Origin of the sequence: Pseudomonas sp. KT_2_4 (assembly GCF_041410225.1) — a bacterium.
Lineage (GTDB): Bacteria > Pseudomonadota > Gammaproteobacteria > Pseudomonadales > Pseudomonadaceae > Aquipseudomonas > Aquipseudomonas paracarnis.
The window spans coordinates 3,805,329-3,820,711 of sequence record NZ_CP166962.1; the positions used below are offsets into that span (position 1 = coordinate 3,805,329).

The window sequence follows — 15,383 nt, forward strand, 5'->3', positions numbered from 1 at the left end:
TGTGTTCCCAATCATGCCGTGCGGCGCAGTATCAGCAGATGGCGTTGGCCTTGGCAACCAGGTACGGCCAAGGCGTGTTCGCTATCGAGGTGGAAGTCTGCCGGCAATGCTAACAGCTCGTCGCTTGGATGGACGCCCTTCATTGCCAGCCAGCGCGTGTCGCGATCGCCAAGGTGGCGGGTCCAGTTGCTGAAGTTCTCCATGCTGCTGAACGCCCGGGAAACAATTCCGTTGAAGGGCTGTTCAGGCGTGAAGGCTTCGACGCGGCTGTGGATAACTTGCAGGTTGTCCAGCTTGAGTTCGAGTTTGACCTGGGTCAGGAAGCGGGTTTTCTTGCCGTTGCTGTCCAGGCAGGTCACTTGCGACTCGGGAAACAGAATCGCCAGCGGAATACCGGGCATTCCGCCGCCGCTGCCGACATCCAGCCAGCGACCATTTTCGATGAATGGCATAACACTAAGACTATCGAGCAGATGGCGCGAGACCATTTCGTCCGGATCACGCACTGCGGTCAGGTTGTAAGCCTTGTTCCATTTGATCAACAGGGCGAGGTAGCCCAGCAGTAGCTCATGCTGGGCTTCGGTCAGCGCAACGCCCAACTGGCGCGCTCCTGTGGATAACTCTTCGGCGTGTTGCGAGGTGACCAACGAACTCAAGCGCTTTGCTCCAACTGACGGCCCGCGCCGCGTTTTTTCAAATGAATCATCAACAGCGAGATGGCTGCCGGGGTGACGCCAGGAATACGTGAAGCCTGCCCGAGGGTTTCCGGACGAGTTATCCCCAACTTGCTTTGGATTTCTTTCGACAACCCGGAAATCCCGGTGTAGTCGATATCCACAGGCAGCTTGGTGTCTTCACTGGCGCGCAGGCGAGCAATTTCGTCCTGCTGGCGATCAATGTAACCGGCGTACTTGGTCTTGATCTCCACCTGTTCGGCAACTTGTGGGTCTTCAGCGCCCTGGCCTGTCACTTCGACCAGACCAGCGTAGTCGATTTCCGGACGGGAAAGCAGGTTGAGCAAGTTGTACTCATGGGTCAACGGCGTGCCGAATTTTTCTGCGATGGCGTCGCCCTGCTCCGTGCCCGGGCGAACCCAGGTACTTTTCAGACGCTGTTCTTCGAGCGCAATGCTTTCGCGTTTCTTGCAGAAGGCCGTCCAGCGGGCGTCATCGACCAGGCCCAGCTCGCGACCTTTTTCGGTCAAGCGCAGGTCGGCGTTGTCTTCGCGCAGGATCAGACGGTATTCCGCCCGAGATGTGAACATCCGGTACGGTTCCTGGGTACCCAGAGTAATCAGGTCGTCGACCAATACGCCGATGTAGGCTTCATCGCGACGCGGGCACCAGCTGTCTTTGCCCTGTGCACGCAATGCTGCGTTGGTCCCGGCCAGCAAACCTTGGGCCCCGGCTTCTTCATAACCGGTGGTGCCGTTGATTTGGCCGGCGAAGAACAGGCCACCGATCACTTTGGTTTCCAGGCTGTATTTCAGGTCGCGCGGGTCGAAGTAGTCGTACTCGATGGCGTAGCCCGGACGCACGATGTGCGCGTTTTCCATACCGCGAATCGACTGCACGATCTGGATTTGCACATCGAACGGCAGCGAAGTGGAAATTCCGTTGGGGTACAGCTCGTGGGTGGTCAGGCCTTCGGGTTCGATAAAGACCTGGTGGCTTTCCTTGTCGGCAAAGCGGTGGATCTTGTCTTCGATCGACGGGCAATACCGCGGGCCAATGCCTTCGATCACCCCGGAATACATCGGCGAACGATCAAGGTTCGCGGCAATGATTTCGTGGGTACGGGCGTTGGTGTGGGTAATCCAGCAGCTGACCTGTTTCGGGTGCTGTTCTTTGGAACCCATGAACGACATGACCGGGATCGGCGTGTCGCCGGCTTGCTCGGTCATCATCGAGAAATCCACAGAACGCCCATCAATGCGTGGCGGGGTCCCGGTTTTCAAGCGGCCGACGCGCAGCGGTAGTTCACGCAGACGTTTTGCCAGAGCAATCGACGGCGGGTCACCGGCACGGCCACCGGAATAATTTTGCATACCGATGTGGATAAGTCCGCCCAGGAACGTGCCCGTGGTCAGTACGACCGAATCTGCATGAAAACGCAGACCCATTTGCGTAACAACACCACGTACCTGGTCCTGCTCGACGATCAAGTCATCGGCGGCCTGCTGAAATATCCACAGGTTCGGCTGGTTTTCCAGGGTTTCGCGTACCGCTGCCTTGTACAGGATGCGGTCGGCCTGAGCCCGGGTAGCACGTACGGCCGGGCCTTTACGGCTGTTGAGCACGCGAAATTGAATACCACCCTTGTCGGTGGCCATCGCCATTACCCCGCCAAGGGCATCGATTTCCTTGACCAGATGGCTTTTGCCAATCCCGCCAATTGCGGGGTTGCAACTCATGGCACCGAGGGTTTCCACGTTATGCGTCAGCAACAGGGTTTTTACACCCATGCGTGCTGACGCCAGTGCTGCCTCGGTACCGGCATGACCGCCGCCGATGACGATCACTTCAAAACGGGAAGGGAAATCCACCACGCACCTCGTGCCTGCTTATTGTAGGTAATCAGGAATTGTTTGTTGAAAGGGTTTTAGAGCTTTGCGGGCAAGTATAGGGACTTAGGGCTTCCTAAAGAACCCTTTGCACAAAATTTAACCAGCTGTGGATGAATCACAGACAATAGAAATTAAAAGAGAGAAATTTATTAAATCTTTGTTTTTATGTTTATTTATACTGAGCAACATTTCTGTGGATAGATCTCTACAGGCCTTTGTTTACAATGTGTACAGCGATTCAAAACGTTGTGGTCATCTGCCAATGAGGCCCTTGGATAAGTGCTTTAAGCCTGTGGATTAAACGACCGGTTATCCACAGATGGGTTTTTACGCAGGTTTCACGCCCTGTTATCAACTGGGCACAGGAGCGGTTATTCACAGGGCTTAATCCACAGAAACGGCCGATTTCGTCCACGGCAAAGCTGGGAATTAATCCCGGGTGGGACAAAAACAGATCTATTGTGGGAAAACACTGGGCCAGTTAATAATAGCGATTATCATTAACCTGCCTTGTCGCGCCTATGCCTCCCTCCTCACATACCGCAGCGGTCCGCCACATCTATGAACAGCACCATTCGTGGTTGCGCGGATGGCTCAAGGGAAAATTGCATAACGCCAGCGATGCAGCCGATGTGGCCCACGACACGTTCGTGCGCATGCTCGGTGGACGACATGCGGCGCAGATCCTCGAACCACGGGACTATCTGGCCACCATCGCCAGGGGCCTGGTGATTGATCGGTATCGCCGGCATGCCATCGAGCAGGCCTACAGGCAGACCCTGGCAGAGCGTCCTGAAGCCACGGCTATCAGTGAGGAAGACAAGGCAATCATCATCGAAACCCTGGTGGCTGTGGATAAAGCGCTGTCTGGGCTGGGTGAGCGTGCACGGCGAATTTTCATGCTGGCACAGATTGAAGGGCTGACTTATCAACAGATCGCCGATCTACTGCAGGTATCGCTGACCACGGTGAAGAAACACATGATCCGTGCCCTCACCGAGTGCTCCCTGATCATGGCCAGCCGGTAATGGTCAGCCCTGACCGCAAGGCGTTCGAGGTCGCTGCCAGTTGGTATGTGCAATTCCAGTCGCAATCACCGACGCCCGCACAACATCAAGCCTGGCAGCAGTGGCTTAATCATGACCCGTCCCACCAGGCGGCTTGGGACCAGATGGAGCAGTTGCAACGCAGCCTCGGTGGCCTGCCCCCTGATCTCACACGCCGCGCGTTATCCACCACGCAACAGCGGCGCCAGGTACTCAAGTGGATGCTGGTGCTTGGCGGCAGTGGCTACCTGGGCTGGAACGTCCAGCAACATACGTCGTTGGGTAACGCATGGGCTGATTACCGCACGTCGGTGGGCCAGAGGCGGCGCATCGAGTTGGCGGATGGCACGCAGATCAATCTCAATACTCATACCGCTATCGATGTGGCCTTTGACGGGTACCAACGTTTGATCCGTCTGCGCGAGGGTGAAGTACTTATCCACACCGGCACGCGGGGTGGGCACTTACCGTTTTATGTAGAAACTCGCCAAGGCCGGGTCAAGGCGCTGGGCACTCGGTTTACTGTGCGCCAACTGCCGGATGCCACGCGGGTGGGCGTCTTGGAAGAACGGGTTGAGATATCCCCCGGCGACCAACCCGAACTTCGCCGCACTATGGGCGCGGGTGAGAGCGCAGAGTTTGATCGGCACAATGTGCGCCCTGCCCAGCGATATGGCGGTGTACAGGCCGCCTGGGTCGATGGCCAACTGATCGTGCTCGATGCTCGGCTAGGAGAAGTTATCGATGAGTTGGCGCGCTATCGGCCGGGCGTATTGCACTGCGACCCAGCCTCTGCGGGCCTACGCGTTTCCGGGACATTCCGTCTGGACTCAACCGATGCCGTCCTCGCTAACCTGCAAGCGAGCCTGCCGATTCAAGTGAAATACTTTACGCGCTATTGGGTGTCGGTCACCCGGATCGGCTAATCGAAAAATAATCCACAGAGGGGTTATCTTTTTTTGACCTGGTGCGGCCCTACAGGTAATCACGACGCTACCTTCAGGGCTTACTCACCTATGCGCCTTCCCACCCCGCTCCGCAAACGACTTTCCTGCCATGGCATGACGTACGGTCTGCAGTTCATCACCGCTACGACCGGTGTGTTGTTATCCACCACCGTCATGGCCGCCAGCGCAACGCAACACTTTGCCATTGCCGCAGGCCCGCTGGACAACGCCTTGAGCCAGTTTGCCGCCAAGGCCAATGTGATTCTGTCCTTCTCGCCACAGCAAACGGCGCGTTTGAATACGCCAGGGCTGCAAGGTGACTATTCGGTGGACCAGGGCTTTGCGCTACTGTTGCAGAACTCGGACCTGCAGGCGGTCGCACAGGCTCCCGGCAGCTATGTATTACAGGCGGCACCTGCTGGCCAATTGACCTTGGCCCCTACCACCGTCAACGCTTATCAACAGGGCGGCTTCAATCAAAAGATCGCCGGGGATGTAGGCTACAAGGCTCAGAGCAGCCGGATCGGCACGAAGACCAGCACACCGCTGTCCGAGACCCCGCGTTCGGTGTCCGTTGTCACTGGCCAGCGTATCAAGGACCAGAAGTCCCAGACCCTGACAGAAGTGCTGGGCTACGTACCGGGAATCTTCGCCCCACCGTTCGCGGCGGGCGACGGCTTGGCAGGCGATCTGTTTTTCATACGCGGTTTCAACGCCACGGATTACGGCTACGGCCTGCTGCGAGATGGTCTGCGAGTTCAAGGCAATCGATACGACACCACCAGCGAACCCTACGGCCTGGAACGGGTCGAGATTTTCCGCGGTCCTTCTTCCCTGCTCTACGGTGAAAACGCACCCGGTGGCTTGGTTAATCTGGTGAGTAAACACCCGACTGCAACCCCGCAAGGCGAGGTGCAGGTGAGTTATGGTTCGAATAATCGACGCCAGTTGGGTGTGGATATCTCGGGCCCGCTCAACGACAGTGACACTATCCTGGGTCGGGTGGTGATGCTGGGGCGTAAATCCGACACGCAGACCGATCACGTTCCGGACGATCGTCTGTATATCGCGCCATCCTTGACCCTGAACTTCGACGACTACAACACCCTGACGCTGCTGGCCAACTATCAGAAAGACCATACCAACCTGGAACTCGGCCTACCCGCCGCCGGTACCCTGCTTACAAATCCCAACGGCAAGCTGTCCAAACACACCTTGCTGGGCAACCCGGACTGGAACACCTTTGAACGCGAAGCGTGGAGCACCGGCTATGAGTTCAGCCACAGCTTCAATGATGACTGGCAGTTCCGTCAGAACTCGCGCTATATGCAGTCACGTATCAACCGGCACGAAACCTGGCCTGGCTCATTGAATAACGGTGGCTTCGGCACCCGGCTGAACATGAACGCCTACGACCGCTACAACAAGTCGATGGTCTATTCCCTGGATAACCAGCTCGAAGGCAAGTTCCAGTTGGGCAGTGTGGAAAACACAGTGCTATTGGGCGCCAGCTATGACCGAACCTCGTTCAATCAAGACTGGGATGCGGGTTTCGCCGGCACCATCGATGTGTATAACCCGGTGTACCTGCGCGACCCGCTCACTCCCCTGGCAGTGCAAAACACTTTGCTTGAACAGCAGATGAAAGGGGTTTATGCACAGATCCAAAGCAAATACGACCATTGGCTCTTTCTGCTCGGCGGCCGCCAGGACTGGGTCGACAGCGATTACCGAGACAAGGTCAAGCCATCGAGCAATATCAACTCACAGGATCGTAAATTCACTTACCAGGGCGGGGTGATGTACCAGTTCGACAACGGCCTTACGCCGTATGTCAGCTATTCCACCGCGTTTGTCCCCGTGCAGCAGATCTCCAACGCCGGCTCGCCGTTGAAACCGATCACCAGCAGCCAATACGAAGTGGGCGTTAAGTACGAACCGATCGGCTGGGATACGGCGATGACCGTGTCGGTGTATGACCTGCGCAAGCAGGACGATACCTACCTTGATGCCACCACCAACAGCTATCGCCAAGTCGGTGAAAGTCGCGCCAAGGGCGTGGAAGTCGAGGTCAACAGTAACATCAGCTCCAACTTCAACGTGACGGCAGCCTATACCTACACCGACGCCCGGATAACCAAGGATTCGGCCACTTCGCTGGTAGAAGGCCGTCAGATGACGGGCGTGCCGCGTAACCAGGCTTCGGTGTGGGGCAAATATCGCTTTCTCGACGGCCAACTCAAGGGTTTCTCCGTGGGCGGCGGGGTGCGCTATTTCGACAGTACCTTTTCCTACACCCCGCCTACGCTCTACGGGAAGCTGGACGCAGGTAGCGTCACCTTGGTGGATGCGGCACTGGGTTATCAGATCAACCCACACTGGTCGGTGGACCTGAACGCCAAGAACCTGTTCGACAAGGAATATGTATCCGGTTGCAACGATGCGGGGCGTTGCTATTGGGGCGACAGCCGTACCTTGCTCGGTACGGTGTCTTACAACTGGTAGACGGTGTGGATAACTCGGTTACTTGCCAATGCAAAAGCTTGAGAAAATCCGCCCCAGCAAATCATCCGAACTGAAAGCGCCGGTGATTTCACCCAACAGCTGCTGCGCCTGACGCAGATCTTCAGCCAGCAGCTCCCCAGCCCCCGCCAAGGTCAACTGAGCGCGCCCGTGCTCCAGGGCCGCGCTGGCATGACGCAGCGCTTCCAGGTGCCTGCGCCGCGCACTGAAGCTGCTTTCCGAGGTCTGTTCGTAGCCCATGCAGGCTTTAAGGTGTTCTCGCAGCAATTCCAGACCCTCACCGGCCGATTTCGCGCTCAAGCTGATCGTGACGTGGCCATCTTCACTGGTTTCCAGGGCGATGGCTTCACCCGTAAGGTCGGCCTTGTTACGGATCAAGGTGACTTTGGCCGGGTCTGGCCGTTGTTCAAGGAATTCGGGCCACAAGGCAAAAGGATCCACAGCTTCCGGTGCAGTGGCATCCACCACCAGCAACACACGATCGGCTTCGCTGATCGCCTTGAGCGCACGTTCCACGCCGATCTTTTCCACCTGGTCGTCGGTGTCGCGCAGACCAGCGGTGTCCACCACGTGCAGCGGCATACCGTCGATGTGGATATGTTCACGCAAGATATCCCGGGTAGTGCCGGCGATCTCGGTGACGATGGCCGCCTCGCGCCCTGCAAGAGCATTGAGCAGGCTGGATTTGCCGGCATTGGGCCGGCCGGCAATCACTACTGTCATACCATCGCGCAGTAAGGCGCCCTGCCCGGCTTCACGCAGCACTGTGGATAACTCATCGCGGACTTTGTCCAGCATCGCCAATACATGGCCATCCGCCAGAAAGTCGATTTCTTCTTCCGGAAAATCAATCGCGGCTTCGACGTAGATGCGCAGACTGATCAACTGCTCGGTCAAATTATGCACACGCAGGGAAAAAGCCCCCTGCAATGAGCGCAACGCGTTACGTGCAGCCTGTGCAGAACTGGCTTCGATCAAATCAGCGATAGCTTCGGCCTGGGCCAGGTCGAGCTTATCGTTCAAGAATGCGCGTTCGCTGAATTCCCCGGGTCTGGCCAGGCGGCAACCCAATTGCAAGCAGCGCTGCAGCAGCATGTCCAACACCACAGGACCACCGTGCCCTTGTAGTTCAAGGACATCTTCACCGGTGAACGAGTTTGGCCCTGGAAAATAGATGGCCAGCCCCTCGTCCAATACGCTGTGGTCGGCATCCAGGAACTGGCCGTAATGGGCATAACGGGGTTTCAGCTCCCGGCCGCTGATAGCCTTGGCTGCCACGCCCGCCAATGGCCCGGAAATTCGAACGATGCCGACACCGCCCCGACCTTGAGCGGTAGCGACAGCAGCGATGGTTTCACGAGGAGCGCTCATCAGCAGGTTCCAGAACAAAAGTGACGGAAAGCAAAACGCCCCACTAGGGGGCGTCTTGAGTGGTTATCCACAGAGTAAATTACGCCTCGGCTTTTTTGGTAGCCGCTTCGATTTTACGTGTGATGTACCACTGTTGAGAGATCGACAACACGTTGTTGACCACCCAGTACAGTACCAAGCCAGCAGGGAACCACAGGAAGAAGAAGGTGAAGATGATTGGCATCATTTTCATTACCTTGGCCTGCATCGGATCCGGCGGGGTTGGGTTCAGACGCTGCTGGATAAACATGGTCGCGCCCATGATGATCGGCAGGATAAAGAACGGGTCTTTGATCGACAGGTCAGTTATCCACAGCATGAACGGCGCCTGGCGCATTTCAACGCTTTCCAGCAATACCCAGTAAAGCGACAGGAACACCGGCATCTGTACCAGAATCGGCAAGCATCCACCCAGCGGGTTGATCTTCTCTTTCTTGTACAGCTCCATCATGGCCTGCGACATTTTCTGCCGGTCATCACCATGTTGTTCTTTCAGCGCGGCCAGTTTCGGGGCCACGGCGCGCATACGCGCCATCGACTTGTAGCTGGCTGCCGACAGAGGGAAGAAAAGCCCTTTGATCAGCATGGTCAGGAAGATGATCGACCAGCCCCAGTTACCGACGATGCTGTGGATATGCTGCAACAGCCAGAAGATCGGCTGGGCAATGAACCACAGGAAGCCGTAGTCCACAGTCAATTCCAGGCCTGGGGACAACTCTTTCAGTACCGCCTGGCTTTTAGGGCCGGCGTACAGGGTAGCGCTGGTTTCAGCCTTGGCACCTGGAGCGACGGTCAACGCCGGGCCAGTGAAACCAATGATGTAGTTGCCCTGGCTGTCCTTGCGGGTCTGAACCAGGTTCGCGTCACCCTTGTTAGGAATCCAGGCGGTCACGAAATAGTGCTGCAGCCACGCTACCCAGCCACCTTGGACGGTTTCTTTCAGCGAGCCCTTGTCGATATCTTTCATCGACACTTTTTTGTACGGCTCGTTACTTGTCCACAGGGCGGCGCCCAGGTAAGTGGCGGTACCGGTGGCGGTGCTGGAAGACGGATCGGAGCTGGCGTCACGCTTGAGCTGGGCAAACAGGTTGCCGCTCCAGGCTTTGTCGCTGGTGTTGTCGATCAGGTAAGTGACCTTCAAATCGTACAAACCGCGGGTAAAGCTGAAACGCTTGATGTAGTTGACACCGTCGAGGCTGAATTTCAGGTCGACGTTCAACTGGTTCTGGCCGTCTGCCAGTTGATAAGTCTTCTGCTCGGTCGAATAAACCGGACGACCGGTAGCACGTGCATCCGGACCATTGGTGCCGGTCAGGCCGCTTTGCGCCAGATAGGTACGTTCACCGCCGTTATCGAACAGTTGGAACGGCACATCCGGATGGTCTTGGCGACGTGGATAAAGCGGCAGCTTCAGCTGTGCGATATCACCACCTTGTGGGTCGATAGCCAGGTCGAGCACATCCGTTTTTACGTGGATGAGGTCTTTGTTGGTGACCACTGGCGTTTCTAACGGGGCACTTGTCTCGCCATTCGCGCTGGGAACATCGGCACTCGCGGACGCATTGTTACCCAGCGGGGTGTCCGGAATAGCCGGCGCAGCCTGATTGGTAGCAACATTCTGAGTCGGCAGGGCAGCCTGACCGTAGTCCTGGTTCCATTTAAGGACCATGACATAGGACACGATTGCCAGGGCGACGATCAGGATTGTGCGTTTAATATCCATGATTACTCGGCCATCGAAGAAGAACGGGAGGTAGGGATAGGTGGAACCGGGTCATAACCACCGGGATTCCACGGATGACAGCGACCTAAACGACGAAAGGTCAGCCAGCCACCGCGCAGAAGACCATGATTTTCTATGGCCTCTAACGCGTAGCAGGAACAACTGGGGTAGAAACGACAGTGGCTGGCCATCAGAGGACTAATGGCATAGCGATAAAACTGGATCGGAACGATTGCCAGTTTACGCATCAAGGCTGTCTACCCCTACAGTTTCGGTGCTGACTGCTGGTGCTGGCTTGTGGGTACGCGCCAAACGTTTCCAGAGCTTGCCGAAATGCTGAATCAATTCGGGGTTTTCTACATCACCCAAGCCTTTGCGCGCGACGATAACAATATCCCAACCAACCAGAGTGTCCTGGTGGAGGCGAAACGATTCGCGCATCAGACGCTTGAGGCGATTGCGCTCAACGGAGAGCTTTACGCTCTTCTTGCCGATCACCAACCCGAGACGGGGATGATCAAGATCGTTGTTACGCGCAAGGAGCAGGAGATTTTTCCCCGGAACCTTGCCGGTGGGGGAGTCAAAGACTGCCTTGAAATGCCGGGGGGTTAGCAGACGCTTTTCCCGACTGAAGTCCTGACTCACCACCAGTACCGGATTATCAAACTGCCAGACGCGCACGACCTTTGGCGCGGCGACGCGACAGGACAGCACGGCCGTTCTTGGTAGCCATGCGAGCACGGAAGCCGTGAGTACGGGCGCGTTTGATGGTGCTTGGTTGGAAAGTACGTTTCATGGCGTTGTTACCTGGTTCGTCCACAACGGGCCGGAATGGCCCCCGTTTTAAGAGACCGGCGATTCTAGAGAAAGCAAGCCTCTAGGTCAATTTCCAACCAGCTTTTCCTTTAATTAGATGTCGACGGGGTCCTGGCGCCCTTCTCCCCGTCTGACTTCCATCTGCCATGCGATAGATATAAAAATAAAGAAGGAAGTTATTTAAAGCTTTTCTGTAAAGCTTATAAAAGCTAGGGACGCGATCATCTGTGGATAACTGCCTTGAGCCCTTGTTCCACGTGTTGTACAGAGAATGACAACACGGGGGAGAAGCGGTGCTCTGCCTGTGCTGCGCTATCGGATAAGCTGTGTGTGGAACAGCTACTTATCCACAGGCCGGTTACCCACAGACTTTCGACCCCACTTGTACAACGAGCTTAGGTGGGTTTATCCACAGAGCTTATGCACAGACCACTGGTCGCATTTTTTGCGGTTAACGCATTGATTTTGGGTGGCCTGTGAACAACCTACATGTGGATAAGTGGACGGCTGGCCGCTACAATGGCGGCTGTTTTTGCCTCACCGGCTTTCAACTTAGGGGATATCCGTGTCAGTGGAACTTTGGCAGCAGTGCGTGGAGCTTTTGCGCGATGAGCTGCCTGCCCAGCAATTCAACACCTGGATCCGTCCGCTACAGGTCGAAGCCGAAGGCGACGAGTTGCGTGTCTATGCGCCCAATCGTTTTGTCCTCGACTGGGTCAACGAGAAGTACCTGGGCCGCGTTCTCGAATTGCTCGACGAACATGGCAACGGCCTGGCGCCTGCTCTCTCCTTGTTAATAGGCAGCAAGCGCAGCTCAGCTCCTCGCGCCGCGCCGAATGCGCCATTGGCCGCCGCCGCGTCGCAAGCCCAAGCTGCAGTGGCGCCTGTCGCCGCAGCACCTGCACCGACAGCTGCGCCGTCCAAGCCGTCGTCGCGCAAAAATAATGCGCCAGAGAATGAAGAGCCGTCCCGCGACAGCTTCGACCCGATGGCCGGTGCCAGCTCTCAACAGGCGCCCGTGCGCTCCGAGCAACGTACTGTGCAGGTAGAAGGCGCGCTCAAGCACACCAGTTACCTGAACCGCACGTTTACCTTCGAGAACTTTGTCGAAGGCAAGTCCAACCAGCTGGCCCGAGCGGCCGCCTGGCAGGTCGCCGATAACCCCAAGCATGGTTACAACCCGCTCTTCCTTTATGGCGGCGTGGGCTTGGGTAAGACGCACTTGATGCACGCCGTCGGTAACCACCTATTAAAGAAGAACCCGAATGCCAAGGTGGTTTACCTGCATTCGGAGCGCTTCGTGGCCGACATGGTCAAGGCCTTGCAGCTCAACGCCATCAACGAGTTCAAACGTTTCTACCGCTCCGTTGATGCCTTGTTGATCGATGACATTCAGTTCTTTGCCCGCAAGGAACGTTCCCAAGAGGAGTTCTTCCACACCTTCAACGCCCTGCTCGAAGGTGGCCAGCAGGTCATCTTGACCAGTGACCGTTACCCGAAGGAAATCGAAGGCCTGGAAGAACGTCTGAAGTCTCGTTTCGGCTGGGGCCTGACGGTTGCCGTGGAGCCACCGGAGCTGGAAACCCGCGTTGCGATCCTGATGAAGAAGGCCGACCAGGCTAAAGTCGATCTGCCTCACGATGCTGCGTTCTTCATCGCCCAACGCATCCGTTCCAACGTGCGTGAGCTGGAAGGCGCGCTCAAGCGGGTCATCGCCCACTCGCACTTCATGGGTCGCGATATCACCATCGAGCTGATTCGCGAGTCCTTGAAAGACTTGTTGGCCTTGCAGGACAAGCTGGTGAGTGTGGATAACATCCAGCGTACCGTGGCCGAGTACTACAAGATCAAGATTTCCGACCTGCTGTCCAAGCGCCGTTCGCGCTCGGTGGCACGTCCACGCCAGGTTGCCATGGCCCTCTCCAAGGAGTTGACCAACCACAGCCTGCCGGAAATCGGTGATGTGTTTGGCGGACGCGACCACACCACGGTCTTGCACGCATGCCGCAAGATCAATGAACTTAAGGAATCCGACGCGGATATTCGCGAGGACTACAAGAACCTGCTGCGTACACTGACTACGTGATGACACCAGCGCAGCTTATTAAGGCAAGGGACTAGACCATGCATTTCACCATTCAACGCGAAGCCCTGTTGAAACCCCTGCAACTGGTCGCAGGCGTCGTCGAGCGCCGACAGACCTTGCCGGTGCTTTCCAACGTATTACTGGTGGTCGAGGGGCAACAGTTGTCCTTGACCGGTACCGACCTGGAAGTCGAACTGGTGGGTCGTGTCCAGCTCGAAGAGCCTGCCGAACCCGGCGAGATCACCGTGCCGGCGCGCAAGCTGATGGATATCTGCAAAAGCCTGCCTAACGATGCGCTGATCGACATCAAGGTGGATGAGCAGAAGTTGGTGGTCAAGGCAGGCCGTAGCCGTTTCACCCTGTCGACCTTGCCGGCCAATGACTTTCCAACCGTAGAAGAAGGCCCTGGCTCGCTGACGTGCAGCCTGGAGCAAAGCAAGCTGCGTCGTTTGATCGAGCGCACCAGCTTCGCAATGGCCCAGCAGGACGTGCGTTACTACCTCAACGGTATGCTGCTGGAAGTCTCGGAAGGCATCATCCGTGCTGTAGCCACCGACGGTCACCGCCTGGCGATGTGCTCGATGCGTGCCGATATCGGTCAGCCGGATCGTCACCAGGTAATCGTTCCACGCAAAGGTATCCTTGAACTGGCGCGCTTGCTCAGCGAGCCGGACGGCAACGTCAGCATCGTGTTGGGCCAGCACCACATTCGCGCGACCACCGGTGAGTTCACCTTCACCTCCAAGTTGGTAGACGGTAAGTTCCCGGACTACGAGCGTGTGTTGCCTAAAGGTGGCGACAAGCTGGTGGTCGGTGATCGTCAGGCTCTGCGTGAAGCCTTTAGCCGTACTGCGATTCTGTCCAACGAAAAGTACCGTGGTATTCGCCTGCAGCTGGCCAACGGTCAACTGAAAATCCAGGCCAACAACCCGGAACAGGAAGAGGCGGAAGAAGAAGTGGGTGTCGACTACAACGGCGCATCGCTGGAAATCGGCTTTAACGTGAGCTACCTGTTGGACGTGCTGGGTGTTATGACTACCGAACAGGTTCGTCTGATCCTGTCGGACTCCAACAGCAGCGCCCTGGTACAAGAATCCGACAACGACGACTCGGCTTACGTTGTCATGCCGATGCGCCTGTAATCATGCTCAGCAGAAGCTAGATGTCCCTCAGTCGCGTCTCGGTCACCGCGGTGCGCAATCTGCACCCGGTGACCTTCTCCCCTTCCCCCCGCATCAATATCCTCCATGGCGCCAATGGCAGTGGCAAAACCAGTGTGCTGGAAGCCATCCATCTGCTGGGGCTTGCGCGTTCCTTCCGCAGTGCCCGTTTGTTACCCGTGATTCAGTACGAACAATTGGCCTGTACCGTATTTGGCCAAGTGGAACTGGCTGAGGGCGGTCATAGCAGCCTGGGGATATCGCGTGATCGTGGTGGGGAATTTCAGATCCGAATCGACGGGCAAAATGCGCGCAGCGCAGCGCAACTGGCAGAGATCCTGCCGTTGCAACTGATCAACCCCGACAGCTTTCGATTGCTGGAAGGTGCCCCGAAAATCCGTCGGCAATTCCTCGACTGGGGCGTGTTCCACGTGGAACCCCGCTTCATGGCCACTTGGCAGCGCCTGCAGAAGGCCCTGCGGCAGCGGAACTCATGGCTGCGGCATGGTACACTTGACGCCGCTTCGCAAGCAGCCTGGGACCGTGAACTGTGCCTGGCCAGCGACGAAATAGATGAATACCGCCGCGCCTATATCAAAGCCTTGAAACCAGTCTTTGAGCAGACCTTGAGCGAGTTGTTGGACCTCGAGGGCCTGACGCTGAGTTATTACCGGGGTTGGGACAAAGAACGTGAGCTGAGTGCAGTGCTCGCAACGTCCTTGCAACGGGATCAGCAAATCGGACACACCCAGGCTGGCCCCCAGCGCGCTGATTTGCGCCTTAGATTAGGTGCACACAATGCTGCGGATATATTGTCTCGCGGCCAGCAGAAGCTAGTGGTCTGTGCGTTGCGTATCGCGCAGGGCCATTTGGTTAGCCAGGCTCGACGCGGTCAGTGCATTTATTTGGTGGATGACTTGCCGTCAGAGCTCGACGAGCAGCACCGCCGCTCGCTATGCCGCTTGTTGGAAGACTTACGCTGCCAGGTGTTTATCACCTGTGTAGACCACGAATTATTGAGGGAAGGCTGGCAGACGGAAACGCCAGTCGCTTTGTTCCACGTGGAACAAGGCCGTATCACCCAGACCCACGACCATCGGGAGTGA

13 protein-coding genes are annotated in these 15,383 nt (G+C 56.9%); 6 read left to right on the top strand and 7 right to left on the bottom strand.

The genetic code is table 11. The annotated features are described in order from the left end of the window. Positions 1-11: 11 nt before the first annotated feature. Together rsmG and mnmG are read right to left on the bottom strand one after the other, a co-directional pair. Positions 12-656 carry a 16S rRNA (guanine(527)-N(7))-methyltransferase RsmG gene (gene rsmG / locus AB9N64_RS17650; RefSeq protein ID WP_020302581.1) on the bottom strand — a complete coding sequence of 215 codons (645 nt, stop codon included), beginning with the start codon at positions 654-656 and terminating at the stop codon, positions 12-14. Then, positions 653-2,545 (bottom strand): tRNA uridine-5-carboxymethylaminomethyl(34) synthesis enzyme MnmG, encoded by a 1,893-nt coding sequence (gene mnmG / locus AB9N64_RS17655; protein ID WP_371359568.1) that lies wholly within the window; start codon positions 2,543-2,545, stop codon positions 653-655. Before mnmG ends, rsmG begins: the two co-directional genes overlap by 4 nt. A gap of 542 nt (positions 2,546-3,087) precedes the next feature. Between mnmG and AB9N64_RS17660 the strand changes: the two genes are divergently transcribed. From AB9N64_RS17660 to AB9N64_RS17670, 3 genes are all read left to right on the top strand, one after another. After that, the gene (locus AB9N64_RS17660) at positions 3,088-3,594 is read left to right on the top strand and encodes a sigma-70 family RNA polymerase sigma factor (RefSeq protein ID WP_032872171.1); all 507 of its coding nucleotides are present in this window, start codon (positions 3,088-3,090) and stop codon (positions 3,592-3,594) included. Continuing rightward, positions 3,594-4,538 carry a FecR domain-containing protein gene (locus AB9N64_RS17665; RefSeq protein WP_014720593.1) on the top strand — a complete coding sequence of 315 codons (945 nt, stop codon included), beginning with the start codon at positions 3,594-3,596 and terminating at the stop codon, positions 4,536-4,538. The genes AB9N64_RS17660 and AB9N64_RS17665 overlap by 1 nt, the downstream gene beginning before the upstream one ends. Before the next feature lie 135 nt (positions 4,539-4,673). After that, positions 4,674-7,064, top strand: a complete 2,391-nt coding sequence (locus AB9N64_RS17670; RefSeq protein ID WP_371359570.1) for a TonB-dependent siderophore receptor — start codon at positions 4,674-4,676, stop codon at positions 7,062-7,064. 18 nt (positions 7,065-7,082) lie between these two features. Here the strand turns inward: AB9N64_RS17670 and mnmE are convergent, their stop codons facing one another. From mnmE to rpmH, 5 genes are all read right to left on the bottom strand, one after another. Next, positions 7,083-8,453, bottom strand: a complete 1,371-nt coding sequence (mnmE, locus tag AB9N64_RS17675; RefSeq protein WP_014720595.1) for a tRNA uridine-5-carboxymethylaminomethyl(34) synthesis GTPase MnmE — start codon at positions 8,451-8,453, stop codon at positions 7,083-7,085. A 79-nt stretch (positions 8,454-8,532) separates the two neighbouring features. Then, positions 8,533-10,215 (bottom strand): membrane protein insertase YidC, encoded by a 1,683-nt coding sequence (yidC, locus tag AB9N64_RS17680; protein WP_014720596.1) that lies wholly within the window; start codon positions 10,213-10,215, stop codon positions 8,533-8,535. Between the two features lie 2 nt (positions 10,216-10,217). Beyond that, the gene (gene yidD, locus AB9N64_RS17685; protein WP_019816912.1) at positions 10,218-10,463 is read right to left on the bottom strand and encodes a membrane protein insertion efficiency factor YidD; all 246 of its coding nucleotides are present in this window, start codon (positions 10,461-10,463) and stop codon (positions 10,218-10,220) included. Then, entirely contained in the window at positions 10,456-10,863 is a 408-nt protein-coding gene (gene rnpA, locus AB9N64_RS17690) for a ribonuclease P protein component (RefSeq protein WP_020302575.1), read from the bottom strand. The genes yidD and rnpA overlap by 8 nt, the downstream gene beginning before the upstream one ends. 13 nt (positions 10,864-10,876) lie before the next feature. Further along, entirely contained in the window at positions 10,877-11,011 is a 135-nt protein-coding gene (gene rpmH / locus AB9N64_RS17695; RefSeq protein WP_003213577.1) for a 50S ribosomal protein L34, read from the bottom strand. A gap of 585 nt (positions 11,012-11,596) precedes the next feature. Between rpmH and dnaA the strand changes: the two genes are divergently transcribed. The 3 genes from dnaA to recF are packed head-to-tail and all read left to right on the top strand — an operon-like array spanning position 11,597 to position 15,383. Further along, positions 11,597-13,117, top strand: a complete 1,521-nt coding sequence (gene dnaA / locus AB9N64_RS17700; RefSeq protein ID WP_032901521.1) for a chromosomal replication initiator protein DnaA — start codon at positions 11,597-11,599, stop codon at positions 13,115-13,117. 38 nt (positions 13,118-13,155) lie between these two features. Continuing rightward, positions 13,156-14,259, top strand: coding sequence for a DNA polymerase III subunit beta (dnaN, locus tag AB9N64_RS17705; protein ID WP_371359571.1), 1,104 nt, complete (start codon positions 13,156-13,158; stop codon positions 14,257-14,259). A gap of 20 nt (positions 14,260-14,279) precedes the next feature. Continuing rightward, complete coding sequence (gene recF, locus AB9N64_RS17710; RefSeq protein ID WP_003187251.1) at positions 14,280-15,383, top strand: DNA replication/repair protein RecF; 1,104 nt, start codon at positions 14,280-14,282, stop codon at positions 15,381-15,383.